Annotated in this window: 25 protein-coding genes; 16 read left to right on the top strand and 9 right to left on the bottom strand. The window is 60.7% G+C overall.

Features of this window, described 5'->3' with window-relative positions:
* The first annotated feature begins 67 nt into the window (after positions 1–67).
* Positions 68–373 carry a hypothetical protein gene (locus NKF25_RS13535; RefSeq protein WP_066142221.1) on the top strand — a complete coding sequence of 102 codons (306 nt, stop codon included), beginning with the start codon at positions 68–70 and terminating at the stop codon, positions 371–373.
* Here the strand turns inward: NKF25_RS13535 and NKF25_RS13530 are convergent.
* The 3 genes from NKF25_RS13530 to NKF25_RS13520 form a co-directional block, all read right to left on the bottom strand.
* Complete coding sequence (locus NKF25_RS13530; protein ID WP_253227193.1) at positions 370–2337, bottom strand: hypothetical protein; 1968 nt, start codon at positions 2335–2337, stop codon at positions 370–372. The genes NKF25_RS13535 and NKF25_RS13530 overlap by 4 nt on opposite strands.
* A gap of 109 nt (positions 2338–2446) precedes the next feature.
* Positions 2447–2725 carry a UPF0058 family protein gene (locus NKF25_RS13525; protein ID WP_066142214.1) on the bottom strand — a complete coding sequence of 93 codons (279 nt, stop codon included), beginning with the start codon at positions 2723–2725 and terminating at the stop codon, positions 2447–2449.
* Positions 2726–2795: 70 nt separating this feature from the next.
* Positions 2796–3011 (bottom strand): ribbon-helix-helix domain-containing protein, encoded by a 216-nt coding sequence (locus NKF25_RS13520; RefSeq protein WP_066142210.1) that lies wholly within the window; start codon positions 3009–3011, stop codon positions 2796–2798.
* Positions 3012–3155: 144 nt separating this feature from the next.
* Here NKF25_RS13520 and NKF25_RS13515 point away from each other — a divergent pair, with 144 nt between their 5' ends.
* From NKF25_RS13515 to NKF25_RS13495, 5 genes are all read left to right on the top strand, one after another.
* Positions 3156–3323 carry a hypothetical protein gene (locus tag NKF25_RS13515; RefSeq protein ID WP_253227192.1) on the top strand — a complete coding sequence of 56 codons (168 nt, stop codon included), beginning with the start codon at positions 3156–3158 and terminating at the stop codon, positions 3321–3323.
* 167 nt (positions 3324–3490) lie between these two features.
* Complete coding sequence (locus tag NKF25_RS13510; RefSeq protein ID WP_253227191.1) at positions 3491–4087, top strand: sulfite oxidase-like oxidoreductase; 597 nt, start codon at positions 3491–3493, stop codon at positions 4085–4087.
* Between the two features lie 33 nt (positions 4088–4120).
* Positions 4121–5443, top strand: coding sequence for an isochorismate synthase (locus NKF25_RS13505; protein WP_253227190.1), 1323 nt, complete (start codon positions 4121–4123; stop codon positions 5441–5443).
* A complete protein-coding gene (menD, locus tag NKF25_RS13500; protein ID WP_253227189.1) occupies positions 5440–7209 on the top strand; it encodes a 2-succinyl-5-enolpyruvyl-6-hydroxy-3-cyclohexene-1-carboxylic-acid synthase in 1770 nt (589 codons plus the stop codon). The genes NKF25_RS13505 and menD overlap by 4 nt, the downstream gene beginning before the upstream one ends.
* 68 nt (positions 7210–7277) lie before the next feature.
* The gene (locus NKF25_RS13495) at positions 7278–7661 is read left to right on the top strand and encodes a hypothetical protein (protein ID WP_253227188.1); all 384 of its coding nucleotides are present in this window, start codon (positions 7278–7280) and stop codon (positions 7659–7661) included.
* 29 nt (positions 7662–7690) lie between these two features.
* Here the strand turns inward: NKF25_RS13495 and NKF25_RS13490 are convergent, their stop codons facing one another.
* A complete protein-coding gene (locus tag NKF25_RS13490; protein ID WP_253227187.1) occupies positions 7691–7903 on the bottom strand; it encodes a hypothetical protein in 213 nt (70 codons plus the stop codon).
* Between the two features lie 38 nt (positions 7904–7941).
* Positions 7942–9183 (bottom strand): tripartite tricarboxylate transporter permease, encoded by a 1242-nt coding sequence (locus tag NKF25_RS13485; protein WP_253227186.1) that lies wholly within the window; start codon positions 9181–9183, stop codon positions 7942–7944.
* Positions 9184–9334: 151 nt separating this feature from the next.
* On the opposite strand from NKF25_RS13485, the gene NKF25_RS13480 reads away from it, so the two are divergent.
* The 3 genes from NKF25_RS13480 (at position 9335) to NKF25_RS13470 (ending at position 10419) form a co-directional block, all read left to right on the top strand.
* Positions 9335–9577: a glutathione S-transferase N-terminal domain-containing protein gene (locus NKF25_RS13480; protein ID WP_253227185.1), complete on the top strand. Its 243-nt coding sequence runs from the start codon at positions 9335–9337 to the stop codon at positions 9575–9577.
* Positions 9574–10107 carry a cob(I)yrinic acid a,c-diamide adenosyltransferase gene (locus tag NKF25_RS13475; RefSeq protein WP_253227184.1) on the top strand — a complete coding sequence of 178 codons (534 nt, stop codon included), beginning with the start codon at positions 9574–9576 and terminating at the stop codon, positions 10105–10107. The genes NKF25_RS13480 and NKF25_RS13475 overlap by 4 nt, the downstream gene beginning before the upstream one ends.
* Before the next feature lie 90 nt (positions 10108–10197).
* On the top strand, positions 10198–10419 hold the full coding sequence (locus tag NKF25_RS13470) for a hypothetical protein (RefSeq protein ID WP_253227183.1): 222 nt from the start codon (positions 10198–10200) through the stop codon (positions 10417–10419).
* Positions 10420–10456: 37 nt separating this feature from the next.
* Here the strand turns inward: NKF25_RS13470 and NKF25_RS13465 are convergent, their stop codons facing one another.
* Positions 10457–11599, bottom strand: a complete 1143-nt coding sequence (locus NKF25_RS13465; RefSeq protein WP_253227182.1) for an acyl-CoA dehydrogenase family protein — start codon at positions 11597–11599, stop codon at positions 10457–10459.
* Positions 11600–11737: 138 nt separating this feature from the next.
* On the opposite strand from NKF25_RS13465, the gene NKF25_RS13460 reads away from it, so the two are divergent.
* The 4 genes from NKF25_RS13460 (at position 11738) to NKF25_RS13445 (ending at position 15775) form a co-directional block, all read left to right on the top strand.
* Complete coding sequence (locus NKF25_RS13460; RefSeq protein WP_253227181.1) at positions 11738–12556, top strand: RIO1 family regulatory kinase/ATPase; 819 nt, start codon at positions 11738–11740, stop codon at positions 12554–12556.
* Between the two features lie 45 nt (positions 12557–12601).
* Positions 12602–13105 carry a cupin domain-containing protein gene (locus NKF25_RS13455; protein WP_253227180.1) on the top strand — a complete coding sequence of 168 codons (504 nt, stop codon included), beginning with the start codon at positions 12602–12604 and terminating at the stop codon, positions 13103–13105.
* 100 nt (positions 13106–13205) lie between these two features.
* Positions 13206–14741 (top strand): aldehyde dehydrogenase family protein, encoded by a 1536-nt coding sequence (locus NKF25_RS13450; protein WP_253227179.1) that lies wholly within the window; start codon positions 13206–13208, stop codon positions 14739–14741.
* Positions 14742–15277: 536 nt separating this feature from the next.
* Positions 15278–15775 (top strand): DUF892 family protein, encoded by a 498-nt coding sequence (locus NKF25_RS13445; RefSeq protein ID WP_253227178.1) that lies wholly within the window; start codon positions 15278–15280, stop codon positions 15773–15775.
* A 21-nt stretch (positions 15776–15796) separates the two neighbouring features.
* Here the strand turns inward: NKF25_RS13445 and NKF25_RS13440 are convergent, their stop codons facing one another.
* Positions 15797–17503, bottom strand: coding sequence for a tRNA uridine(34) 5-carboxymethylaminomethyl modification radical SAM/GNAT enzyme Elp3 (locus NKF25_RS13440; RefSeq protein WP_253227177.1), 1707 nt, complete (start codon positions 17501–17503; stop codon positions 15797–15799).
* A gap of 126 nt (positions 17504–17629) precedes the next feature.
* Here NKF25_RS13440 and NKF25_RS13435 point away from each other — a divergent pair, with 126 nt between their 5' ends.
* From NKF25_RS13435 to NKF25_RS13425, 3 genes are read left to right on the top strand one after another with little or no spacing between them, the layout of a single operon-like run.
* Positions 17630–18127: a PH domain-containing protein gene (locus NKF25_RS13435; protein ID WP_253227176.1), complete on the top strand. Its 498-nt coding sequence runs from the start codon at positions 17630–17632 to the stop codon at positions 18125–18127.
* Positions 18124–19635, top strand: coding sequence for a PH domain-containing protein (locus NKF25_RS13430; RefSeq protein WP_342766331.1), 1512 nt, complete (start codon positions 18124–18126; stop codon positions 19633–19635). Before NKF25_RS13435 ends, NKF25_RS13430 begins: the two co-directional genes overlap by 4 nt.
* A 31-nt stretch (positions 19636–19666) precedes the next feature.
* Complete coding sequence (locus NKF25_RS13425) at positions 19667–20017, top strand: hypothetical protein (RefSeq protein ID WP_253227174.1); 351 nt, start codon at positions 19667–19669, stop codon at positions 20015–20017.
* 105 nt (positions 20018–20122) lie between these two features.
* Here the strand turns inward: NKF25_RS13425 and NKF25_RS13420 are convergent, their stop codons facing one another.
* Positions 20123–22219 (bottom strand): OB-fold nucleic acid binding domain-containing protein, encoded by a 2097-nt coding sequence (locus NKF25_RS13420; RefSeq protein WP_253227173.1) that lies wholly within the window; start codon positions 22217–22219, stop codon positions 20123–20125.
* 82 nt (positions 22220–22301) lie between these two features.
* The gene (locus NKF25_RS13415; RefSeq protein WP_253227172.1) at positions 22302–22475 is read right to left on the bottom strand and encodes a zinc-ribbon domain-containing protein; all 174 of its coding nucleotides are present in this window, start codon (positions 22473–22475) and stop codon (positions 22302–22304) included.
* Positions 22476–22576: the final 101 nt, after the last annotated feature.

The raw sequence follows: 22576 nt of genomic DNA, 5'->3' as shown, positions 1-22576 counted from the left end.
TTCTACTCTTCGGCATGCGATGCGGACAATAACCTTTAAAAGCTTCTAAGACAAGTTAACACATGCCATGATAGATCGACTGGAGAAGGAAGTCGATATGCTGGAACGCCACTTGCAGGTCCTGAAAATGGTCATTGAGAGTGAACCGATCGGCATCGTAAAGATGTCGAACGAGACGGGATACCCCCATCACAAGGTTCGCTACTCGCTGCGAGTTCTCGAAGAAGAAAACCTCATCTCGCCCTCCAACCAGGGCGCGATAACGACTGACCGAACGGAGGAGTTCGTCTCCGAACTCGACGAAAAACTCTCCGAAATCACGACCAAGCTCGACTCGATGAAGATCGGCGAGAAGGCGGAAGCCGAAAACTAGAGTTCTGGAACCGTCAAGTGGAATTCACCGTTACGTGATTCGACCAGACACAGATGATATCCCCGCTTTCGGGATAGCTTGACGAAACTCTCCCTTTTTTCTCGCGTTAGCAGCCCGCCACTGGTTGCGTCCTCCGTCGTCTCCAGTGCGGCCGGTTCGAAGAAGCTCTTCGTCACCTGGAACGCCGCGCTGAGTTCGTCGTTCACGCTGGCGACGCTCGTCGCGGCATCGACGAGGGACCCCATCATCTCGCCCGTCGCGGGGTCGCGCGAGTCGTTGATGTTCGCCACGACGAGCGGGTTGCCCATCCGGTCGCGGAGGATGACGTCGAACGTCAGTTCGGTCTCCTCGCCCTCCTCGTCTTCCGTCACCAGATTGCCGTGGAGTTCGATCCGATCGATCTCCTGAATCGCTTCGAACAGGTCACCGAGCCCGCGCTGATGACCCGTCTCGATGATTTCGTACAGGAGGTCGACGACAAGCCACGAGACGAACGTATACTCCATCGAATCGTGGAGGAACGCCTCGAACTCCTGCCCATCGACCGCGATGCCCTCCGCGTCGAACTGCGTGTGATGTTCGAGTTGCAGGTTCGACTCGATGGTCTCGCGGCTGGCATCACCCGCCGCCGCGTCGGCCAGCGTCCCTTTGGCTTTCGACCCGTAGCGAACGAAGAAGTTCGTCTGCGCCAGCGCTTGTTCCGGCGTCAGCTGTCGTTCGGCAGTGATACCCGGACCCTTCTCACGGAGCGTTTCGAGTTCGTCTTGCAGTTCCTCGACCCGTTCTTTCAGTCGGTCGCGTTCCGCTTTCAGTTCGTCACGCTCCGATTCGGCTCGGGCGAGTTTCGACTGCAACGTTTCGATCTTTTCGGCGCGCGCGGTCAGTTCGGCTTCGACCTCCTTCGCCCTGCCAGATGTCGAACGGCTCTGTGACCGTTGTTGCGGAGGTTTTCGCGTCGGACGACGCTGTTTGACACCCACGTCGTGCGACTTCGCGGAGCTGCTCTTGTCGGGGTCGAGCGACGGAATGGTCGTGGTCTCCCGCCACTGCTGTTCGTCCGAGAGCGGATCGGATGCTCCCGTACCTGCGGCGCTTTCCGCGCCGCCGTCGTTTCCAGCGCCCCCGGAACTCGACGCGTTCGGCGTCGAGTGTGCGGACTGGGCTGGTCGTGCGTCCGCCTCGGTCGGCGACTGCTCCATCTCCACCGAAGAGGGTTGAACGGCCTCCGCCTCCGTCGGCGACCCCGTTCCTTCAGCCCGTTCCGGCGTGCCGGGGGAGGACTGTGCGGACCCTTCCGGTGGCGTCTCCGGTTCGTTCGTTTCCGCCGGTTCCGAGGTCGAGGTAGATTCCGGTGTCGGTGTTGAGACTGGTTCCGATTCCGGTGTCGCGACTGGCTCAGGATCCGGTTTCGGCTCCGATTCCTCGATCTCCGGCAGGTCGATGACGTTCACGTCGGCCGCGACGACTTCGTAAATCCCGACCTCGTCGTTGGCGCGGGAAAGCGCCTCGTCGCCGGTGTACAGTTGCTCGCTCTGACCGACGTACGCGGCGCTCATCGACCGTCCACCGTGGTACACCACGTAGTAATCGCCGCTGAGAACGTTTTCACTGAGTTCGATGTACCCAGTGAACTTGTTCGATGCGAGCGTTTCGCTCGCCTCCTTCAGCGGTGTGTCGTTCGTGTAGTATTTCGCCTGTGTCTTTCCGCCTCGCTCCTTCATGCTGAACAACAGCGGAAGCGAAGGGTGAGGGGCGTCGAACAGCGTCCCGTCTGCATCCTCGAACGAATCGATAGTGCCGTCAAATACGCCAATGACGCGGCCGTTCAACATGAACAGCCACGCGCCGCCCGCGTCGACCGCACCGGAAAATTCCTCGTCGGCAAGCGTGTGGAGCGTCTCGAACCCACCGGAAAAGGGACGAGAATCCCACTGGGATATCTGCTCGACTGTGCGCGCGTCCATAATACGTCAAAACGGAATCCTCCTCAAATAGTTTCGGGTTAGTCGGATACACGCATCAAGTGGGGGGCCCTCGTCGGGGATGCATAACCGCGCGATAACGCCCGAAAAATCAGATCTTCTGCTCGGCGTCGTCGGCCAACTCCTCCATGCGCTTGCCGATCCGGCCCGCTTCACTGAACTCGTCTTCGCTCATCACGTCCGCGAGCGAGTTGCCGAGAACGAAGACGGCGTGTTTGTGCTCGCTCTTCGATTTGTGGACATGCGAGGGATCGACGTCGAGCTGATCGTATGCGTCGAACGCGCCGTCGGGGACGTCGTCCTGTTCACGGAAATACTCCATGATGGTCACCATCTGCTCGTGTAGCTCGAGAAGCTCATCCTTATGCATGCAGGGCCATTAGAAGTTGGCCGGTTTAAGAGTTTCTGAGAACTATTCACACATCGGGGTGAAACGCCCGCTAGAAGACGTACTCGTCCTCGTGACCCATCATCCCCTCGTCTTCGAGTCCCGGTTCTCTATCGTTGTCCATCGGTCCGCTGGTCTTGTATGCCTTGAGACCAGTTGCGAGCAAGTCCTCGATAGCTTCCTCCCGGTTGACGAACTCACCTTGTTCGACCATTTGGGCGATTTGCATTTCGAGGTGCTCTGGGACGGTAATCTCTACCTTTGGCATTGGAACAGTTGTGGGCTTCGGGAGGGGTGTTCTTAAGTCTGACGGGGCAGATAGTACAGCTATTGAAAACAATAATTTCCTTTATCAAATTATACTTTCCGACATCTGTTTATATTTTTCATTACTTCCGAAGATCGGTCGGGAATGGGACCGAAGAAACGAAAACTTGTTCGTCTCGGTTTCGCCGCCGTCGAACCGATGGTCGTTCGGGACGAGGTCGAACCGATTTCGTACCTGGCCGTCTCGCGTACGACGGTCAGTGACGACACGACGGCCGTCCGCGGTCGGTTACGAAGCTATCGTTTGCGATAGACGACTTTTGTTACTCGGTCCGTACCGAGCCACAGGGTCACGTTGGGCGAAGATATCTGGATTACCCTCCGCCAACCCACGCGTACACTCGACGCTGGACGCAGTCGGTACATCCGACGTTGACCGCAGTCGGTACATCTACGTTTCCAGCGACCCGAGTTCGCTCCATGAGTACGACGGACAAGACGGAGCTCCACCGGGAGTTCGACGGGAAGCGATTGCCGCCGGGGCAACGGAAGACGAACAAGTTTCCGGTCCTCTCGAAGGGGTCAACGCCGGACTGGGACCCGGAGACGTGGGAGTTTTCGGTGACGGGGGCGGTCGAAACCGAACTGGCGTTCTCGTGGGAGGAGTTCCGTGACCTATCGAACGAGACACAAACGCAGGACTTCCACTGTGTCACCGGCTGGAGCAAGTTCGATTGTGAGTTCACCGGCGTCACGTTCCCGACGCTCGCGGAACTGGCCGGTGTGGACGATGACGTGGTTCACGTGATGTTTTCCGCACTCGACGGCTACACCACGAACCTCCCGTTCGAGGACTGCATGCGCGACGAAGTGCTGTTCGTCTGGGAGTACGACGGCGAGGCGCTCCCCCGCGAACACGGTGGACCGCTTCGCGTCGTCACGCCACACAAGTACGCGTACAAAGGGGCCAAATGGGTCGATGGGGTCGAGTTCCTCACTGAACCCGAACGTGGATACTGGGAGAAACGCGGTTACTCTAACACCGCAAACCCGTGGAACGAGGAGCGATATAGTTAGGCTGAAGGGTCACCGCTCCCGAGTTGTCACTAAATGCCACCGCACCGTGACGGTCAACTGTCGGCGGGTTCGCCGCTCGTAACCCGAACGTGCAGAGTACCCGACGTTTCGTTCCGCTCCTTTCTCGCGGGACAGGCGGCTCCACGCCTCTACTGGACTTCTCCGGACGGTCTCGAAATCGCCGCGACTGGCGCAGTCGCGCGCATCACTGCCACTGGTGGAGGGCGGTTCGACGCGGTTCGCAGCCAAGCGACCGATCTCTTCGATTCTGTCGATACCGACGACGGGCCGGACGCGACGCGTCCGCGCCTGTTCGGCGGGTTTTCGTTCGATACCGAACACCAACCGGAACCGCCGTGGGACGGTTTTCCAAGTGCGGAATTCGTTCTGCCACACGTCCAACTGACGCGTACGGAAACCGAGACGTGGCTCTCGGTTTCCGCCCCCGAAACAGCGACTGCCGAGGAAACGCTCACCGAGATGCAGGCGGAAATCGAGACGCTACCGACGATGCGCCCCCGTGGTGAATCGCCGGGAATCGAGTCCACGACCCCCATCACCTCGCGGGAGGAATGGTGTTCCCAGATACGCCGCGCGACGGATCGGATCCAGGGTGGCCAGCTAAAGAAGGTGGTCATCGCGACCGCGCTGGAGGTCGAACTCGGCGAATCGGTCATCGTTCCGGACATCCTCGAACGGCTTCGAACGTCCTATCCGGAGTGTTATCGATTCCTCGTGCAACCCACGTCGTCGGGCGGGTTTTTCGGCGCGCCGCCGGAACGCCTCGTCTCCCTTCGCGGTGGGACGGTCGAGACGGAAGCGCTCGCCGGATCCATCGGCCGCGGCGAGACACCCGAGGAGGACGACGAACTCGCGACTTCGCTCGCGGACAGCGAGAAGGTTCGGGAGGAACACGAACTCGTCGCCGAAACCATCCGTGAGCGGCTCGAACCCCTCGCGTCGTCCGTTTCGGTCGGCGAGCGACGACTCAAGCGACTCTCGACCATTCAACACCTACAGACGCCGATTTCGGCGGATATCGGCGACGGCGAACACGTTCTCTCGGTCGTCGAAGCTCTCCATCCGACTCCCGCGGTCGGCGGGCTTCCGCTGGAAGACGCGATGCGAACGATTCGTGAGACGGAAGGGTTCGACCGTGGCTGGTACGCCTCGCCGGTCGGCTGGTTCGACGCCGACGGGGACGGCGAATTCGCCGTCGGCCTGCGTTCCGGTGTCGCAGCCAACGACCGTGTCACCCTGTTCGCCGGAAACGGCATCGTCGCCGATAGCGAACCCGAAGCGGAATGGGACGAAGTGCAGTTGAAATTCCTGCCGATTTTGAACGAACTCGAATGACCTATCCGAACCGAAACACGCTGTGGGCCGAAACGTTCGTGGACGAGTTGGCCGCTGGTGGGGTCGATTCCGTCTGTCTCTCTCCCGGTAGTCGGTCGACGCCGTTGACCGTCGCGTTCGCCCTGCACGACGATATCGAGGTGTTCTCCCATTTGGACGAGCGCTCGGCGGCCTTCTTCGCGCTCGGGCGAGCGAAGCGCACCGGCAAGCCGACCCCCATCGTCTGCACCTCGGGAACGGCGGCGGCGAACTTCCACCCGGCCGTCATCGAGGCCGACCGAGCACGGGTCCCGTTGCTCGTCTGCACGGCGGACCGACCGCCGGAGCTCCGCGATAGCGGCGCGAACCAGACCGTAGACCAGGAGAAACTCTACGGCGACGCCGTTCGTTGGTACGCCGACGTCGCCGAACCGGAAGCCACCCCGAGGAAACTGCGCTACCTTCGCACGACGGCCGCCCGCGCCCTCGGTTCGACGACCGGAACACCGCCGGGACCGGTGCATCTCAACTTCCCGTTCCGAAAACCCCTCGAACCGACCGACGTCGCTGGGGACGTTCCCGACTCGTTCGCGGACGACGAACCGCTCGCGGCCGAGGGGCGTGACGGGCCGTTCGTTCACCTCTCACAGGGCGTTCCCGAACTCGATTCCGCCGCGCTCTCCCGACTCGCCGAGTCGGTGGGCGACGCGGAACGCGGCCTGCTCGTCGTCGGCCCCGCCGACGCGCCGACACCGGGCCGTGACGAATTGGAAACGCTGGCCGATGCGACCGGCTTTCCCGTGCTCGCCGACCCGCTGTCGGGGCACCGGTTCGGCCACGACCGGCCCATCGTCGGCGGCTACGATTCGTATCTCGTGCCGGACGTGACCGACGAATGGCCCGACCCGGACGTGGTTCTTCGGTTCGGCGCATCCCCGACTTCGAAGACCCTTCGTCAGTATCTCGAACGCGTCGAAACCCAGCAGTTCGTCGTGGACTCGGCGGGCGGATGGCGTGAAGCCTCGTTCACCGCGACGGACCTCGTCGTCGCCGACCCGACGCGCCTCGCTCGGCGACTCGCCGACGAACTCGAAGACGGAGAAAATGGAGGGAACGACGAGTGGAGGGCACGGTTCGAGCGTGCGGATTCCGCCCACCGGTCGCTACTCGCGGAAACGGAGGAGCATTTCGAGGGCGGCGTGCTCGCCGATGTCTCGCGACTCGTTCCGGATCCGGCGACGCTGTTCGTGTCCAACAGCATGCCGGTCCGGGATTTGGACCGCTTTGCCCGCCCGCGGTCGGCCGACGTGACCGTCCTCGGAAATCGCGGTGCAAGCGGTATCGACGGCATCATCAGCTCTGCACTCGGCGCGGGGAGCGCGACGGACGACCCTCTCGTCCTCGTCACCGGCGACATCGCGTACTACCACGACATGAACGGACTGCTCGCACTCGACCGCTGTGGAGTGGACGCGACCATCGTCGAAATCAACAACGACGGCGGTGGCATCTTCCACATGCTTCCCATCGAATCGTTCGACCCGCCATTTTCCGGGCAGTTCCGGACGCCACACGGACTCGATTACGCCGCGACTGGCGACCTCTATGACCTCGATTTCCAGCGCGTGGAGACGCGTTCCGAATTCCGTGACGCGTTTTCGGATTCCCTCGATAGCACCGGGACGCAGGTCATTGAAGTGCTCACGGACGCCGAACCGAGCCATCGGATTCGGGAATCGTTCCAAGAGCGTCTCGTCACCGACCTGTCCTCCGATTTCGGAGTCTAGTTTTCAGCGAAGATAATCCCGGGAAGATTCATGTCTTTCGTTAGCGAACGTGGAGACGGATAGTTATTATGTCTCATACAGCTACGGAATCCAAAGAACTCGTTACGTATCTACAGGAGCACGTCGGGGACCTTCTTCGAAGCGTTCTCTACTACGATGCCGATTCCTGCGAACTGCTCTACATCCGTGACGACGTCGCCGACGCTTACGACGAACAGGAGCGTGCCGACGTACGCCGCGACATGCGACTCGAAGCCATCGAGAAATCGCATCAGGAAGACCTCTACAATCACGGATCGCTGAGCTGTACCATCCGTTGTTTCGACGACGCCATCGAGATGCACTTCACGCACGGCGAGCTTTGCGGTACCGCCGTCGCGCTCGACGGCGAAGCGTTCGCGGTGCAGAACACGTTCGTCGGCGCCTGCCTCGATATCATGAACGGGGAGTAGCCCACGGCGGTCACCGAACTCGGTCACTTCTACTCTCGTTCTCGTTCTCGTTCCCGCGTTTCGAGTTCCGTTCGCAGTTCGTCGACCTCGTCTCTCAGTTCGGATACCTGCTCTTGTGACCGTCGGTGGAGCACGAATATTCCTCCGAAGATGGTCAATGGAACGCCGAACAGCAAGATTGCCATGATGAAGATGACGATCAACTCCATGCCGCCCGGGACGGGACCGAACAGAGGGATCATGACCTCAAATTGACAGCAGGTGCGTAAATGCTTCGTGGTTACACGCCGACGATGAGCGGGCCGAGCAACACCCCCATGAGATGGACCCGTCGGCACCCCAATCGCGGTGGCAGGCAACCGAGGATGGCACTGCAAACGAAGAGACCGACACCGACGACGCCCGCGAACAGGAACGACGCCGCGATCAGCAGACAGAGGATACCGATGGAGAGCCGTCGGTAGTTCAGCCGACCGACCGCTTCGAGGTAGGTGTCGCCGAGAACGAGGACGAGGACGAACCCGACGACACCCGCGATGGCGACGCTGGCGAGAAGCACCGGCAGGTCGAGCGGCGCGTTCGTCTCGCGCAGGGCGACCATCACGCCTGTTCGCGGCGTTCCGAGCGAGACGAGCGCGAAAAGCGCGAAGATGGTGTTCGCGGTGTTGACGCCGCTAGTCGCCACGATGAATCCACGTGCTTCGGTTCTTCGGGGGACCAGTGCCAGCGCGATGACGGCCGCTATCGCGCTCGACACGCCGGGGAGATATCCGACGATTCCACCGGCGAACGCACCCGCGAGTGCGGTTACGGCGATTGCCCGATGGGTCATCGTGAGCGTTGCTTCGGCCTGTGGCGGAACCCCCGCTCCATTCATCGCGTCTACGAGCACCGGCGCGCCGAACAACCCCGCAAACAACGGCGTGAGTACCCCGCCGATACCGAGAGGTGCCGATGGTGAGAGCGGAAGGGCCAGGATACCGAGCACGGCACTCGTGCAGAAGACGACGAGGCCACCGACTTTCCCGCGAGTCGTCGGTTCCGTGAGCACGAGAAACGCCGTGATTCCGACGAGAAAGAACGGGAGATGGTTCCGAACCAGCGGGTAGGCATCCGTCATCGCCGTCGTGACCGGAATCGCCAGCGGCACCGCGAACGCCACCGCCAACCCGCTCCCCAGCGCCGAGAGCCGAAGCGCCTCCCTGCCTTGGCCTTCGATGACCAACCGATGACCGGGGAGCGCCCCCGCCGCCATCACCGGGTCCGGGACCCCGAGCGCCAGCGACGGAACCACGTCCAGAAACGAGTGGACGACCCCCGCCGCGAGTATCGCCGCACCGACCAGTTTCGGCGGTCCGGCTATCGACCCTGCCACCGACGCCAGCAAGAGCGCGAGGTTGTTGACGTGAATTCCCGGTGTAAGCCCGCTTATCGTACCGACAACGATCCCGCCGAAGACGAACGCGAGCGTGGTCATCGTCGTCGATGGACGCAGTAGGAGTCCGGTTCCGAGCACCTCCATTGCGCCGGAGTGGTCCCGTTTCGGTATTTAAAATTCGGGGTACTCGCGTTTGCGGATACGAAGCAACTTCGCGACCGGCCGGAGGCTTTCGAAGTCCGTTGTAGTCTCCGAGACGGTAGCTTACTTTACGCTCGCGCCCCATCGTTGCGATATGAGTTCGATAACGCTGTACTCGCTCGATGGCTGTCCGTTCTGTCAGAAGGTCCACGACGCGCTCGATGAGGCGAACATCGAGTACGAGACGGAGTGGGTCGAAGCGCTCCACTCGAAGCGGAACGAGGTCAAACGCGTCAGCGGTCAGCGCGGCGTGCCGGTGCTCGTGAACGAGGATTCGGGCGTCACGATGGCCGAGAGTGAAAAGATCGTCGAGTACGTGGAGCAATCGATCGTATGAAGATCTACACCGGTCGCGGCGACGCGGGGCAGACCGACCTGCAGAACATGTCCCGCGTCTCGAAAGCCAGCCCGCGAATCGAGGCCTACGGGACGGTGGACGAGGTGAACGCCCTCATCGGTCGCTGTCGACCGACGGGACACGACGACGTGGACGAACACCTCCACGAAATCCAGAACCACCTCCACATCGTGCAGGCCGACTTGGCCAACCCGGAACCCGACGAGGACGACCCGCAGGTGAGCGCCGAACACGCCGACCTGCTCGAATCGTGGATGGACGCCTACGACGAGGAACTGGACCCCCTCACGTCGTTCATCCTCCCCGGTGGCAGCGAATCGGGGGCGGAACTCCACCACGCCCGCGCCGTCTGCCGCCGCGCCGAACGTCGCGCAGTTGCACTGGCAAGCGAGGAGGAGATCAACGAGAACGCCGTGACGTACCTGAACCGGCTATCGGACGCGCTGTTCATCCTCGCCCGCGTCGTGAACAAACGCGACGGGGAACGGGAAGAGAGTCCGACGTACTGAGTTCTTCTTTTACTACAGCGTCCGCTGTTCACACGAAAGAGTGTTCAGTTCACCCACAAGCTTATGCCCCGGAACGAGAATCGTGGCGATATGCCTCCCGCATTCTTCACCCTCTTCATGGTCGCGTTCGTCGCCATCGGCGCGTTGAACGTGTTGAAACCCCGTGCGATGGCACGACACCAGATGCGAGTGCGATACGGCGCGAAAGGAGACATCGAGTTCAGCGATACGCGCATTATGCTCCAGCGATTGGTGTCGTTCATCGTCCTCGTGGTCGGCGTCTGGACGATGTTCTCGTGGGGGGTTTGGTGAGAGTAAAAAGGCTTCCGACGAGGATTTTTTTCTCGGCTTACAGTCCCAGTTCCCGTCCGATGACGAGGTGCTGAATCTCGCTGGTCCCTTCGCCGATTTCCATCAGTTTCGCGTCACGCAGGAACCGCTGCGGGGCGAAGTCCTCGGTGTAGCCGTAGCCGCCGAGCACCTGTACGGCGTCCTCGGAGACCTTTCGAGCCGACTCGCTGGCGTCGAGTTTTGCCAGCGCACTCTCGTGGGAAACGGAGTAGCCTTCGTCGTACTTGCACGCCGCTTTGTGGGTCAGCAGGCGCGAACGCTCGATCTTGCGGTCCATGTCCACGATCTTGTTGCGGATGGCGTCGAACTTCGAGATCGGCTTGCCGAACTGCTCGCGCTCCTGGCTGTACCGGTGGGCCGCCTCGTAGGCACCCTGTGCGATGCCGGTCGAGAGCGCGGCGATGCTGATTCGGCCGCCGTCGAGCGTCTTCTTGGTCTGCTCCCAGCCCTCGCCCTCCTCGCCGAGCAGGCGGTCCTCGGGAATCCGGCAGTCGGTGAACTGTATTTCACAGGTCGGCGAGGCGTTGAGTCCCATCTTGTCCCAGACGGTCGTGACCTCGAAGCCGTCGTCCTCCTCGGGATCAACGATGAACGTCGAGATGCCGCCGTAGCCTGCATCGGAGTCGGTGACGGCCTTCACCAGGACGCTTCCCGCCTCGCTGGCGTTGGTGATGAACTGCTTCGTGCCGTCGAGCACCCACTCGTCGCCGTCCTTTTCAGCCGTCGTGTCCATGTCGCTCGCGTCGGATCCGGATCCGGGTTCCGTGAGCGCCCACGAACCGAGGTAGTCGCCCTCCGCGAGCGGCGTCAACCACCGTTCTTTCTGTTCTTCGGTGCCGAACAGCTCGATGGGTTTCGATGCCAGCGAGATGTGTGCAGCATACGAGAGGCCGATGGATCCGGACACCCGGCCCAACTCCTCGGTGACGAGCGCGTACATCAACTGGTCGCCGCCGAGTCCGCCGTACTCCTCGCTGATGGGAACGCCCATCATGTCGAGAGCGGCGAGTTCGTCGAAGACCTCCGCGGGGAAGCGGTGTTCGCTCTCGATTTCCTGTGCGATAGGTTCGATTTCCTCGTCACAAAACTCCCGGACGGTGTCGCGTACCATCCTGTGTTCGTCGGGGAGATTGAAATCCATACGCAATTTTTGCGCGGGTTTCGCTATAATGTCTTCGACTGGTCCCTCGTGAGCGGAGCGAACGAGGGGAAAGCAGGTAAAATGAAACCTCCCTGACGGTGAGTGAGTTTATCAACGATGGGGACGAACCGGACTCCAATGGGTATCCGGCGACTGGTACGTGGGACGATCGAGTGGCCGCGTATCGAGGCAGTCATTCGAGAGATCGCGGAGCGATACGACCGCGAGGAAGTTCGCGTCGAGTTCATCGACGCCGACAACTGGCTCTCGACGCCCTGTGTGGTGGACGACGAGTGGTTCGTCAAGATCACGACCGACCAGAACTCGCTCGTTCACGCGCTCTTCACCAGCGTGCGGAATCTGGGCGCGTTCAGCAGCGGCACCGAGGGATTTTTCGAACATTTCGCCGGGCCGGACGAGATGGCGGAACACGAGCTAGAAGCAACGAAGAAGATGCGAGAAATCGGGTTGAACGTCCCGGCACCGATAGAGGCGTTCGAATACGACGACCTCGGCGTGTTGGTCATGGAGTACCTGCCCTCTTTCGAGACGTTCGAGGGGATTCCCGAATCGGACGTGCGCAAGTACGCCCCCGACCTGTTCGGCGCGCTCGCCCGGATGCACGAACACAACCTCGCACACGGTGACCTGCGCGGGGAGAACGTCCTCGTCGCGGACGGAGAGATATACTTCATCGACGCGACGAGCGTCAACGAGGAGCGAATCGACGAGGCCCGTTCGTACGACCTCGCGTGCGCGCTGGCGTCGCTGACGCCGCTCATTGGCGCTCGTGACGCGGTGCTGGCCGCCAACGAGCACTATTCTCCGGAGGAGTTGCTCGCCGCACGCGAGTTCCTCGACTTCGTGAACATGCGTCCCGACCACGATTTCGACGCCGCGAGCGTCAAAGGTGAGATCGAAAAGCTCGCCGACAGGGAAGAGGCCGAGAGCGGCTAATCGCTCGCCGGTGACTATTTATCAATCGTTTGTGATTAGTCGAGCATGACCGACGGGCGACCCCAAATCGTCAACGAATCCGCCCTCGACTGGGACGAGCAATCACACGGCACCGACTTTCAGATCCGCCGCAAGCAACTCGGTGGTGCGGCAGGCGGCCAGCGGTTGGGCTGTAGTCTGTACGAACTCCCGCCGGGGAAGAAATCGTGGCCGTACCACTATCACACCGGAAACGAAGAGGCGGTTTTCGTCCTCGACGGCGAGGGAACGCTCCGAATCGAGGACGACGAACGGAGTCTCGAAGCGGGCGATTACGTCGCGTTCCCAGTCGGGGAGGAGTACGCCCGCCGCGTCATCAACGACTCCGAGGGGACGCTTCGCTACCTCTGTTTTTCGACCATGCGCGAACCCGACGTTTCGGTGTATCCCGATTCGGGGAAGATGGGTATATTCGCCGGGACCGCACCCGGAAAACACGAGGGGAGAACGTTGAGCGGCTACTTCCCGCTCGACGGAGAAGTGGACTACTGGCGTGGAGAGGACGAATAGCGGCTTGGATTTCTCTCGTGTTCCCCTGAACCGCCCGTCGGTGTGCTCTCCAAGTAAGAGTCTTTTTTAAGGTGCCGCGTCAAATTTTACCGAGTACAACATGAGTCAACAAGCCAGCGAGCAGGTTTACAGTCACTACATCGACGGTGAGTGGCGCGACGGGGCGGGCGACGAAACGTTCGAGAGCGTCAACCCGGCGACGAAGGAATCGCTCGGCGAGTTCCACCGCGGAACACCCGAGGACATCGAAACCGCCCTCGACGCCGCGGAGGAAGCGAAGGACGAGTGGCGCGAGCTTTCGTACATCAACCGCGCGGAGTACCTGTGGGACATCTACCACGAGCTCCGAGAGCGAACCGACGAACTCGGCGAAGTCATCACGAAGGAATGTGGGAAAGAGATCTCGGAAGGGAAAGCCGACGTTGTCGAGGCCGCGCACATGGTCGAGTGGGCCGCAGGCAACGCTCGACACCCGCACGGTGACCTCGTCCCGAGCGAGATTCCGAGCAAGGACGCCTACATGCGCCGCAAGCCGCGGGGCATCATCGGCTGCATCTCCCCGTGGAACTTCCCGGTCGCCATCCCGTTCTGGCACATGGCCATCGCGCTGGTCGAGGGGAACACGGTCGTCTGGAAGCCAGCCGAGCAAACGCCGTGGTGCGGTCAGATCATCGCCGAGATGTTCGAGGACGCCGGCATCCCGGACGGCGTGTTCAACATGGTCCAAGGCTTCGGTGACGCCGGAAACGCCATCGTCGAGGACGAGCGCGTCGACACCGTCCTGTTCACCGGTTCATCCGAAGTCGGTCACAAGATCGCGGGCAAGGTCGGCGGCGAACCCGGCAAACTCGCGGCCTGTGAGATGGGTGGCAAGAACGGCATCGTCGTCACGGAGGAAGCGGACCTCGACGTCGCTGTTCACAGCGCCATCATGTCCTCGTTCAAGACGACGGGCCAGCGCTGTGTCTCCAGCGAGCGCCTCATCGTCCACGAGGACGTGTACGACGAGTTCAAGGAGCGCTACGTCGAAACCGCGAAGGAAGTCTCCGTCGGCGACCCGCTCGACGAGAACACCTTCATGGGGCCGATGGTCAACGAGGAACAGGTCGAGAAGTTCGGCAAGTACAACCAACTCGCCAAGGACGAGGGTGCCGAGGTTCTCGTCGACCGCGAGGAACTCGACGACGAGGAGATTCCGGACGGCTTCGAGGACGGCTACTGGGTCGGTCCGTTTGTCTACGAAGTCGATTACAGCCCCAACCTGCGCTGTATCCACGAGGAGGTCTTCGGTCCCCACGTCGCTCTGATGAGCTATTCGGGTGACATCGAAGAGGCAGTCGAAATCCACAACGACACGCCCTACGGATTGGCCGGCGCAATCATCAGCGAGGACTACCGTCAAGTCAACTACTTCCGCGACAACGCGGAAATCGGCCTCGCCTACGGTAACCTTCCGTGCATCGGCGCGGAGGTCCAACTCCCGTTCGGCGGCGTGAAGAAGTCCGGCAACGGCTACCCGAGCGCCCGTGAATCCATCGAAGCCGTCACCGAACGCACGGCGTGGACCCTCAACAACTCGAAGGACATCGAGATGGCACAGGGTCTCTCGGCGGATATCAAGACCGAGGACGAATAATTGACCGGGAGGAGTCGAACGGAGTGAGACGACTCCCCGCAATTTTCGTTCTCGCTGAAGACGAATAGACGGACTGCTCCGTTTTTTATTTTTATCGTGGTAAACGTCGGAAAGTACGGCAGACGAAAGTATTGACCGATCCGCGTACTGAACCTTCTCGATTCGTCGATAAGACAGTATCTCAGTTATAGTGGCAGTACAGCTGAAATAATGGTTCCGCGTAGAAGACGACGTTTCGATTTAGGTTTGCAAAGGGTGGAGACGACGGAGAGACGAGACGGATGGTGGGGTGGTGGCTTCCGGAAGCCGATGTGGGTCCGACCAGTTCCCACGCGACGAAGCGCACAGTCCCAGTTGAGTTGCCAACATACGACGAGAAAAGCGTCGCATACCGGCATATGTCCATTTTCGTTTCTCCGTCTTAAATCTGTGCAACTTGGCTCGCAATGGGAACGGTTCGCGGAGTCGTCGGTAACTCGCCGCGGGCACGGCAAAGCTTAGGGCCGTTGTTGTAGTCGTACCAATGTCGACTTACCATGACCGGAGATTCACTCGACGACCTCTTTTACGAGGGGCTGAAGGAGATGTACTACGTCGAAAACGAACTGTTCGACGCGCTGGACAAACTGGCGACAGAGGTCAACGATGGCGAACTTCAAAACGCGTTCGAGGAGCATCGGGGCGAAACGAAACGACACGTCGAGCGACTCCAAAACGTGTTCGACCACATCGGCGAACCGGCCAAGAGAAAGCAACTCCGTGCACTCGACGCCCTCATGGAGGACCACGAGGAGTTCGTCGACGGGAATCCGGATCAGGAACTCCGGAACCTGTTCGACAAGGGAATCGCTGAAAAGCTCGAGCACCTCGAAATCGCGACGTACGGCAACCTGATGTTCATGGCCGACACGCTGGGGCACGACGAAGCCGCCGACCTCCTCGAGAAAAATCTCCGTGAAGAACGAGACATGCTGGACGAGTTGAAAACCATCGGCGAGCAGTACGACGTCCAATCCGTGCCGATGCAGGACTGAGCGTGTTCCTTTTTTAGCCGATCAAATCTGCTTGCTCACGTACGGCCCGTCCTGATGATAGCCGAGTTTATTACGGTAGTACTCGCGTGCGCCGATTCCGGAGATGACGCTGACCTTGTCGTAGCCCGCGTCGGCGGCGAGTTCCTCGGCCTTGGCGATGAGTTTTCGTCCGTAACCACGGTGCTGGTGCTGGGTGGCCTCGCTCGCCGCACCCACGGTCACTTCGCTGCCGTAGACGTGGAGTTCGCGGACAAGCGCGGCGTTGTCGAGTTCGCGCCGCACGGGGTCGCCGGGGAAGCGAAGTCGGCAGAAGCCCAGCAGGAGGTCCTTTTCAAAGTCGCCGGATGCAATCCGGCTATCAGCCGAGCGCCGCTCGGCGAAGTCCTCGAAGCTGATGAAGTGCTCCGTGCCGCCTGCCGCCTCGTAGGTCATGACGTCGAGTTCGACGTTCTCGGGTTCCTCGTCGTTCATGCCGACCTCGCGGCAGCGGATGCAATCGCAGGTCCACCCGTGTTCTTCCATCCGCTGGCGTGCGAGTTGACGGAGGTTGGACTTCCACACGCCGCCGTCGATGAAGTCCGCCGGAATGTCGCGCTGGACGCGCTGGAGGCGGACGTACTTGGGAATCATCGACTTGATTTCGGCGACGAGTTCGGCCGCCTCCTCGTTGCGGAGCGGTTCGAACTCGCCCTTGTACCACCAGTCGTAGGTCGCGGTGCCGCGGACGACCAGCGTCGGATAGATCTTGAGGTAGTCCGGCTTCCACTTCTCGTCCTCGAAGATTCGACGGAAGTCCTCCACGCACATCCGCTTGGACATGCCGGGTTGGCCGGGCATCATGTGGAATCCGACCTTGAACGCCGAATCGCGGAGGCGCTGGTTGGCCTCGATGGACGCCTGTGCGCCGTGCCCACGGTGCATCTCGCGGTTGATACGCTCGAAGGTGGTCTGGACGCCGACCTCGACTTTCGTGCCACCCAAATCGAGCATCCGGTTTATCTGCTCGGGGTCACACCAGTCCGGCTTCGTCTCGAACGTCGTCCCGATGTTGCGGATGTCACCCGTCTCGTTCTCCGCGATGACGTCCTCCAGATAGCGGAAGTCGTGCTCCTCGGGGCTCTGAGCGAAACTCTCACCCTCCGCCGGTTCGGGTTCCTTGTTCACATCGTAGTCGTTCATTGCCTCCAGCGCGCGCTTGACGAACCATTCCTGATAGTCGTGGCTCCGAGCGGTCATCGTCCCGCCCATCAGGATGAGTTCGACCTTATCGACGGGGTGACCGATCTGTCGCAGTTGTTCCAAGCGGAGCGTGACCTGCCCGTACGGATCGTAGTCGTTCTGCACGCCGCGGGCCGCCGCGGGTTCGTGACCGGTGTAGCTCTGGGATGAGGAGAACTCGGAGGACGGGCCGCCCGGGCAGTAGAGACATTTGCCGTGCGGGCACTGCTCCGGGCTGGTCATGATTGCGATGGGCGAGACGCCCGACGCGGTGCGGACCGGTTTGCGCCGAAGCACGGCTTCCAGTTCCTCGCGGCGCTCGTCCGGCGCGTGGTCGAGAATCTCGGAGTTCTTCGGCACTTTCGGCGCGGAGAACTCCGAACAGGCGTTGAGCTTGGCGCTCTCTACGTCGTCGCGCTCGACCTCGCCCGCGAGGATGCGGTCGATCAGTTCCTCGCAAACCTGCTCGAACGCCTCCGTCTCCGTGGCGTCCGGCGTCTCGGTACTCATTACGTGATATTTGGTTGGTTCGGGCGGATAAGCGTGTCGTCTACGGATACGGGTTCGGAGATGGCGTATCGAAATCGATGATGGTCATTTTAAATACGAATACAGTATAATCCATTGATATAACGGATGGAATCGTTACAAAAGAAAGTCCGCTACGTTTGGTTCACGAAAACGGTTGGAGCGGGATTGATCGGTGGAATCATCGCCGGGATAATCGCCTTACATTCCACCATCGTTCCAGTCTGGAGTCCGATACCAATCGTTCTCTGTATGCTCGTGGTCTCCCTCCTCGTACCGCCAATTCGATACAGAGCGTGGCGCTTTGCCGTAGATGAAGACGGAGTGACGATCAAACACGGAGTGGTGCGTCGACGGGAGACCTACGTTCCGATAGACCGCATTCAACACATCGACATCAACCGTGGTGTTCTCGAACAAGCCGTTGGGTTAGCGAGCATCATGATTCACACGGCCGGGTCGCGCCGTTCGAATCTACTGCTCCCGGGGCTTCGACCGCAACGCGCCAACGAACTCCGCAGTCGAATCCTGAGCCTCCGCGAGGAAAATCGCTCGGACGAATCGCTCTCCGAGGCGAGCGACGTCATCCGAGGTGACACTGTGTGAGATTACACCCGTACAGTGTCCTCCGAGGAACGATAGACCGACTAAAAATCCATCCCCTGATTTTCGCCGTCGGTTTCGGACTGTATAATTACAAAGACACACCGCTCACCTATATCGTCGGGTTCGCCCTGTGCTACGTCCTGATTTACGTCGTGCGTGAGGGAATACGATGGTATTCCGTCTCCTATCGTTTGGAGGACACCGCAGTAGAGATGGAATCCGGTATTTTCGACCGACAGCACCGCGTGATTCCGTACGACCGAATCCAGGAATCGAGCGTCGTTCAGAACGGATTGGATTCGTTCCTCGGAATCGCGAACGTCTCGTGTGAAACGGCGGGGAGCAGTAAAGAAAGCGAACTGGAGTTGCGCTACGTCGGTATCGAAGAGGCTGAACGAATCCAGGACCGTCTGAGGAACGGAAGTACGGTCTCGACGGAGGACGAAAAGGAGAAACTCTATCGACTTCGTTCGGGAATGCTGTTCGCTCGAAGCGTCCTGTCATCGCATCCGAAACACCTCTTCCTCGCGATTTCGGTCGCGATGTCTATCATCTTCAGTCCGGCGTGGCTGTCGGATTTCCTCACCCCGACGTTACCCGCGTCGCTGGTCAACGGACACTTCACCGTCGAGAAATTCCTCGTCGTCGGTGGGGCAACGGTCGTCGGCGCGTGGGTAGTGGGAGTGATACAGTCCGTGCTCGAATTCCACGACACGTCCGTCGAGTTTCGGGACAGGGAAATCCATCAGTCCGGCGGACTCGTCTGGCACTATTCGAACGACATTCCGCTGGATAACGTGCAACTGTTGCGAATCTCCACGAACCCCCTACAGAACGCCTTCGGATTCGCACGGTTGACCGTCGAATCCGCGGGTGCGGCCGATTTCGACATCTGGCCCGCTCGGACACCGGTCATCCCGCTGGGGAATCGGTCGGAAGTCGAGGAGGTTGCGAGGACGATTCTCGACCACGACGACCCGGAGTTCGAGCGCCCACCGAAGCGTATGCGACGCCGCCTGGCGACTCGGTATCTCATCGCCCTCGTACTGCTCTCTTTCCTCCTCTACGCCGCACAGTTCGTGTGGAGCGGGTCCACCGTCCCGTGGCTACTTCCCCTCGTCGGCGTACCGTTTGCACTCGTCGCTGCACACGTCCAGTGGCGATATCGCGGCGTCGCCATCGACGACGACTATCTCGCGGTCCGAAACGGAATCTTGGTTCACAGCGAGTTCATCGTTCCGCTCGCGAACGTTCAATCCGTTTCGAAGTCACAGTCGATTTTGCAGCGACGGTTCGACCTCGCGACGCTATCCATCGAGACTGCGGCATCGCTACTGTCCGCCGGAACCCGTGCTACGGACTTCGATACGGAGACGGTCGAGATGATATACGAGACGGTACAGGACAGTTCCGGGGAAGTTGCTCCTCGGACGGAAACACGACGAGTAGGAACCCAAACAGGGAAATCGATAGACTGCGGTTCCGAAGGAGAACGGTCCAATCAGTAGCTATTTGTGACAAACGAGGGAGAGTTGAAGCATGGTTGAAGAGAACGAGTCCAGTATGCAGAACCTGAGTCGGCTGACAACTCTCGGTCTCCTGATGGGTATGGTCATACTCGCCATCTATTCTGCCGTCTCGGGCAGGGACGTATCCACAACGCTCGCGTATTTCCTCATGGCCGCAGTAATCGTCTATGGCGCACACCAGGTGCTCGATGATCAGTCGGTTCCTGCAGTCGCCTCCGCGCTGGCTCTCTGGGTCGGTGGGGTTTACGGAATCCTCCTAACCTATCGTGGTATTGACATCGGTGACAATTACGTGGTCCTCGGGTTGCTGGCAGTCGGCGTGATACTCACCTACCGGGACAATAATCCGCTTACAAAGTGAGGGACTACCCGCTCATCCGGACGCTCGTTCTCACCGAAATCCAACGTATCGCCGGAAAAATCGTTCAAAGAGAAGAAAACCGAGAAGTTCCGATCAGCGTCGCGTTCAGTTCAGCTTCGCGCTGACGGCTTCGATGACGGCGTCGAGCGCTTCGTCGCGCTCGCCGCGGAGGAATTCGAACTTGCCGTCGCGCGTGCCGACGGGGACGATTCCGGCTTCCGGTGCGCGGTCCTCGACGTCCTCGGCGATGTCGCGGACGTTGATTTCCCCGTCGCTTCGGATGTGAACCTCGTCGTCGGCGAGACCGAGGGTGACGTTCTGGTCACCGGGTTGTCCCGTCATGTCGCGGCGGTGGAGCGCGTCGAGGAGCACGGCCGTCGATGGGAAGTCGAAGCGGTGGGTGTACGCCTCGGTGTCGAGGACAGTGAAGGTGACGCCGTTCGCGCCGCGAACCGTGAGGTTCGGCTCGGCGGTGTCGAGTTCGTTTTCGAGCTTCGTGCAGAACTGCTCGCTGACGTGCTCGGCGAGGTCGCGCTTCGCGTGCTCGAACAGCAGGTCGGTGATGAGTTCGCGCTTGTCCTCGTAGGACTGGTAGTAGGCTTCCAGCGCGACTGCCTCGCGCAGGGCCGTAACGTGGTCTTCGTCGTAGCCCGCATCCGTCGCGAGGTCGGTGTATTCGGACGGGGTGTCCTCCCAGTAGCTGACTGCGGGGAGGTGGGAAACGTCGTCGCGCACCTCGTCGTTGACGTGGGCCGCGACGTTCGCACCGAGGACACCCGCGGTCACGTCGTCGCCCGAGTCGCCGAGGAACGGGTTGACGACGACGTCGGCGGTTTGGGCGACTTCGTCGTCCGGGTAGTGCGTGTCGATGACGACGTGGGGCGCACCGTAGATGTCGAGGAGCGAGAGTCCGTCGCTCGATTCGACGGTGCTTCCGGCATCGATGAGGACGAAGAGAGGCAGTTTCTCGTCGTGGCGCTCGCGGTTGTCGAGCATCATGGTCGCGTCCTTCGTCGCGTCCTGCATGTCGTAGAAACCGTCTTCGAGCGGTCGGCGGTCGAAGTAGTGATACTGGGCGTCACTTCGTGCGTGTTCGTCGCGCACGAGCGGGAGGACGGCACGTTCGATGGCCGCTCCGGCCACGTAGCCCTCCGCGCTCGCGTTGTGTCGGACGATAACGGGGCGGGATTCGATGACCGCGCGGCGGATTGCACCGGCGGCGTCACGGACGTCCCCGTGAATGGCTTCGACGGCAGAGTCGTCGGCGAGCGGTTCGACGTCTTCGGGACGGGCCTCGTCTTCGAGCGCCTGTGCCAGTCGGTCCTCGACGGTCGCCTCCTCCTCTTCGGTGAGGGCTTCGAGGTGCTCGGTCTCGACTTGGAGTTCGTTGTTACGGAGTTCGACCTCGCCGACCAATCGGGCGATGTCGCCGGTATCGACTTCGGGGTAGGCACGAACGCCTGCCTCCTTGAACGCGGCGCAGTCCACGACCGCGGTTTCGTCACGGAGTTCGAACACCGTCGGGCCGCTCGTCTGGCTCGCGCTCACGATTTCGCCCTCGATTCGAACGCTGTCGCCGACTCGGTCGCCCAGCGTTTCGATCTGGACGCGTTCAGGCTGTTCCGTTTGGGAGGAGACGGTAGCGCCTCCGACCGCGTTCCCGGAACCGTCGGTCGTCGCCGGCTGTTCCGATTCGGATGCGGATTCGTGTTCGGACGTGGCTTCGTGTTCGGACGCGGCTTCGTGTTCGGACGCGGCTTCGTGTTCGGACGCGGATTCGGAATTCGATTCCGATTCGTCCGACGTGGTTTCGTCGTTCGATTCACTGGGGAGGTGCACGTCGGTACCGTCCTGAATCAGCTTGCCGCGGAACTCGCGTTCCGATTGACGAATCGACGAGCTGAGGTCGACGTTGCCGTTGTCGCGCACACCGATGACCTCGACGAAGACCGTGTCGCCTTGGTCCCAGTCGAGGCTTTCGAGCCGCTGGTCCAACTCGCTCTTGTGAAGCAGGCCAGTGACGCGGTCACCGATGTCGATGAAGACGCCGAAGTCGGCGAAACCGTCGACGGTACCTTTGTAAAATCGTCCAGTAACGAGCTGCTCCGGGCTGTTTCCGTTGAATTCAAAGAGAACGTCCTGCTCGTGGCTCGAACAAATCGGGCCGTCAGCAGGCGTCCCGCAAATGACGCAGTTACCCATTTATACTGGCAAAGAATAGTCCAGGCCTAAAACGATTGTCGAATTCCCGGCGCGGTTCTGAGCCGACCACGCGAACGCCAACTCAGTAATAGTAGAACGAAAAATCGTCGCCACAGGATTGGCATCGGACGAGCGTCCCCTTCAACTGGTCGTCGGATTCCGCTCGACCCTGTCCGTCGGGTGCGATATCGACAGTCGATGCGGACCCACAGTGGGGACACCCGATGTTCATACTGCTCGTAACTGACTGAGACATACGCTTCCTTTCAGCGGTCGAGCCCATAGTTATACCCTCGTTAACGAAATCGGCACGAGGAGCGAAACCACGAAACGGTCGGATTATAGACTCGTTACATT

Origin of the sequence: Haladaptatus sp. AB643, from assembly GCF_024136975.1 — an archaeon.
Classification (GTDB): domain Archaea; phylum Halobacteriota; class Halobacteria; order Halobacteriales; family Haladaptataceae; genus Haladaptatus.
Note: the sequence above shows the minus strand (reverse complement) of the source record. Positions and strands in the feature narration are given on the sequence as shown.

Coding starts and splice junctions, on each gene's coding strand:
- NKF25_RS13455 (WP_253227180.1), top strand. CDS start 12,602: ATGACCGACGGGCGACCCCAAATCGTCAACGAATCCGCCCTCGACTGG.
- NKF25_RS13495 (WP_253227188.1), top strand. CDS start 7,278: ATGTCTCATACAGCTACGGAATCCAAAGAACTCGTTACGTATCTACAG.
- NKF25_RS13475 (WP_253227184.1), top strand. CDS start 9,574: ATGAAGATCTACACCGGTCGCGGCGACGCGGGGCAGACCGACCTGCAG.
- NKF25_RS13420 (WP_253227173.1), bottom strand. CDS start 22,219: ATGGGTAACTGCGTCATTTGCGGGACGCCTGCTGACGGCCCGATTTGT.
- NKF25_RS13425 (WP_253227174.1), top strand. CDS start 19,667: ATGGTTGAAGAGAACGAGTCCAGTATGCAGAACCTGAGTCGGCTGACA.
- NKF25_RS13530 (WP_253227193.1), bottom strand. CDS start 2,337: ATGGACGCGCGCACAGTCGAGCAGATATCCCAGTGGGATTCTCGTCCC.
- NKF25_RS13535 (WP_066142221.1), top strand. CDS start 68: ATGATAGATCGACTGGAGAAGGAAGTCGATATGCTGGAACGCCACTTG.
- NKF25_RS13520 (WP_066142210.1), bottom strand. CDS start 3,011: ATGCCAAAGGTAGAGATTACCGTCCCAGAGCACCTCGAAATGCAAATC.
- NKF25_RS13485 (WP_253227186.1), bottom strand. CDS start 9,183: ATGGAGGTGCTCGGAACCGGACTCCTACTGCGTCCATCGACGACGATG.
- NKF25_RS13525 (WP_066142214.1), bottom strand. CDS start 2,725: ATGCATAAGGATGAGCTTCTCGAGCTACACGAGCAGATGGTGACCATC.
- NKF25_RS13505 (WP_253227190.1), top strand. CDS start 4,121: ATGCCACCGCACCGTGACGGTCAACTGTCGGCGGGTTCGCCGCTCGTA.
- menD (WP_253227189.1), top strand. CDS start 5,440: ATGACCTATCCGAACCGAAACACGCTGTGGGCCGAAACGTTCGTGGAC.
- NKF25_RS13460 (WP_253227181.1), top strand. CDS start 11,738: ATGGGTATCCGGCGACTGGTACGTGGGACGATCGAGTGGCCGCGTATC.
- NKF25_RS13465 (WP_253227182.1), bottom strand. CDS start 11,599: ATGGATTTCAATCTCCCCGACGAACACAGGATGGTACGCGACACCGTC.
- NKF25_RS13515 (WP_253227192.1), top strand. CDS start 3,156: ATGGGACCGAAGAAACGAAAACTTGTTCGTCTCGGTTTCGCCGCCGTC.
- NKF25_RS13490 (WP_253227187.1), bottom strand. CDS start 7,903: ATGATCCCTCTGTTCGGTCCCGTCCCGGGCGGCATGGAGTTGATCGTC.
- NKF25_RS13450 (WP_253227179.1), top strand. CDS start 13,206: ATGAGTCAACAAGCCAGCGAGCAGGTTTACAGTCACTACATCGACGGT.
- NKF25_RS13415 (WP_253227172.1), bottom strand. CDS start 22,475: ATGTCTCAGTCAGTTACGAGCAGTATGAACATCGGGTGTCCCCACTGT.
- NKF25_RS13440 (WP_253227177.1), bottom strand. CDS start 17,503: ATGAGTACCGAGACGCCGGACGCCACGGAGACGGAGGCGTTCGAGCAG.
- NKF25_RS13470 (WP_253227183.1), top strand. CDS start 10,198: ATGCCTCCCGCATTCTTCACCCTCTTCATGGTCGCGTTCGTCGCCATC.
- NKF25_RS13480 (WP_253227185.1), top strand. CDS start 9,335: ATGAGTTCGATAACGCTGTACTCGCTCGATGGCTGTCCGTTCTGTCAG.
- NKF25_RS13435 (WP_253227176.1), top strand. CDS start 17,630: ATGGAATCGTTACAAAAGAAAGTCCGCTACGTTTGGTTCACGAAAACG.
- NKF25_RS13510 (WP_253227191.1), top strand. CDS start 3,491: ATGAGTACGACGGACAAGACGGAGCTCCACCGGGAGTTCGACGGGAAG.
- NKF25_RS13445 (WP_253227178.1), top strand. CDS start 15,278: ATGACCGGAGATTCACTCGACGACCTCTTTTACGAGGGGCTGAAGGAG.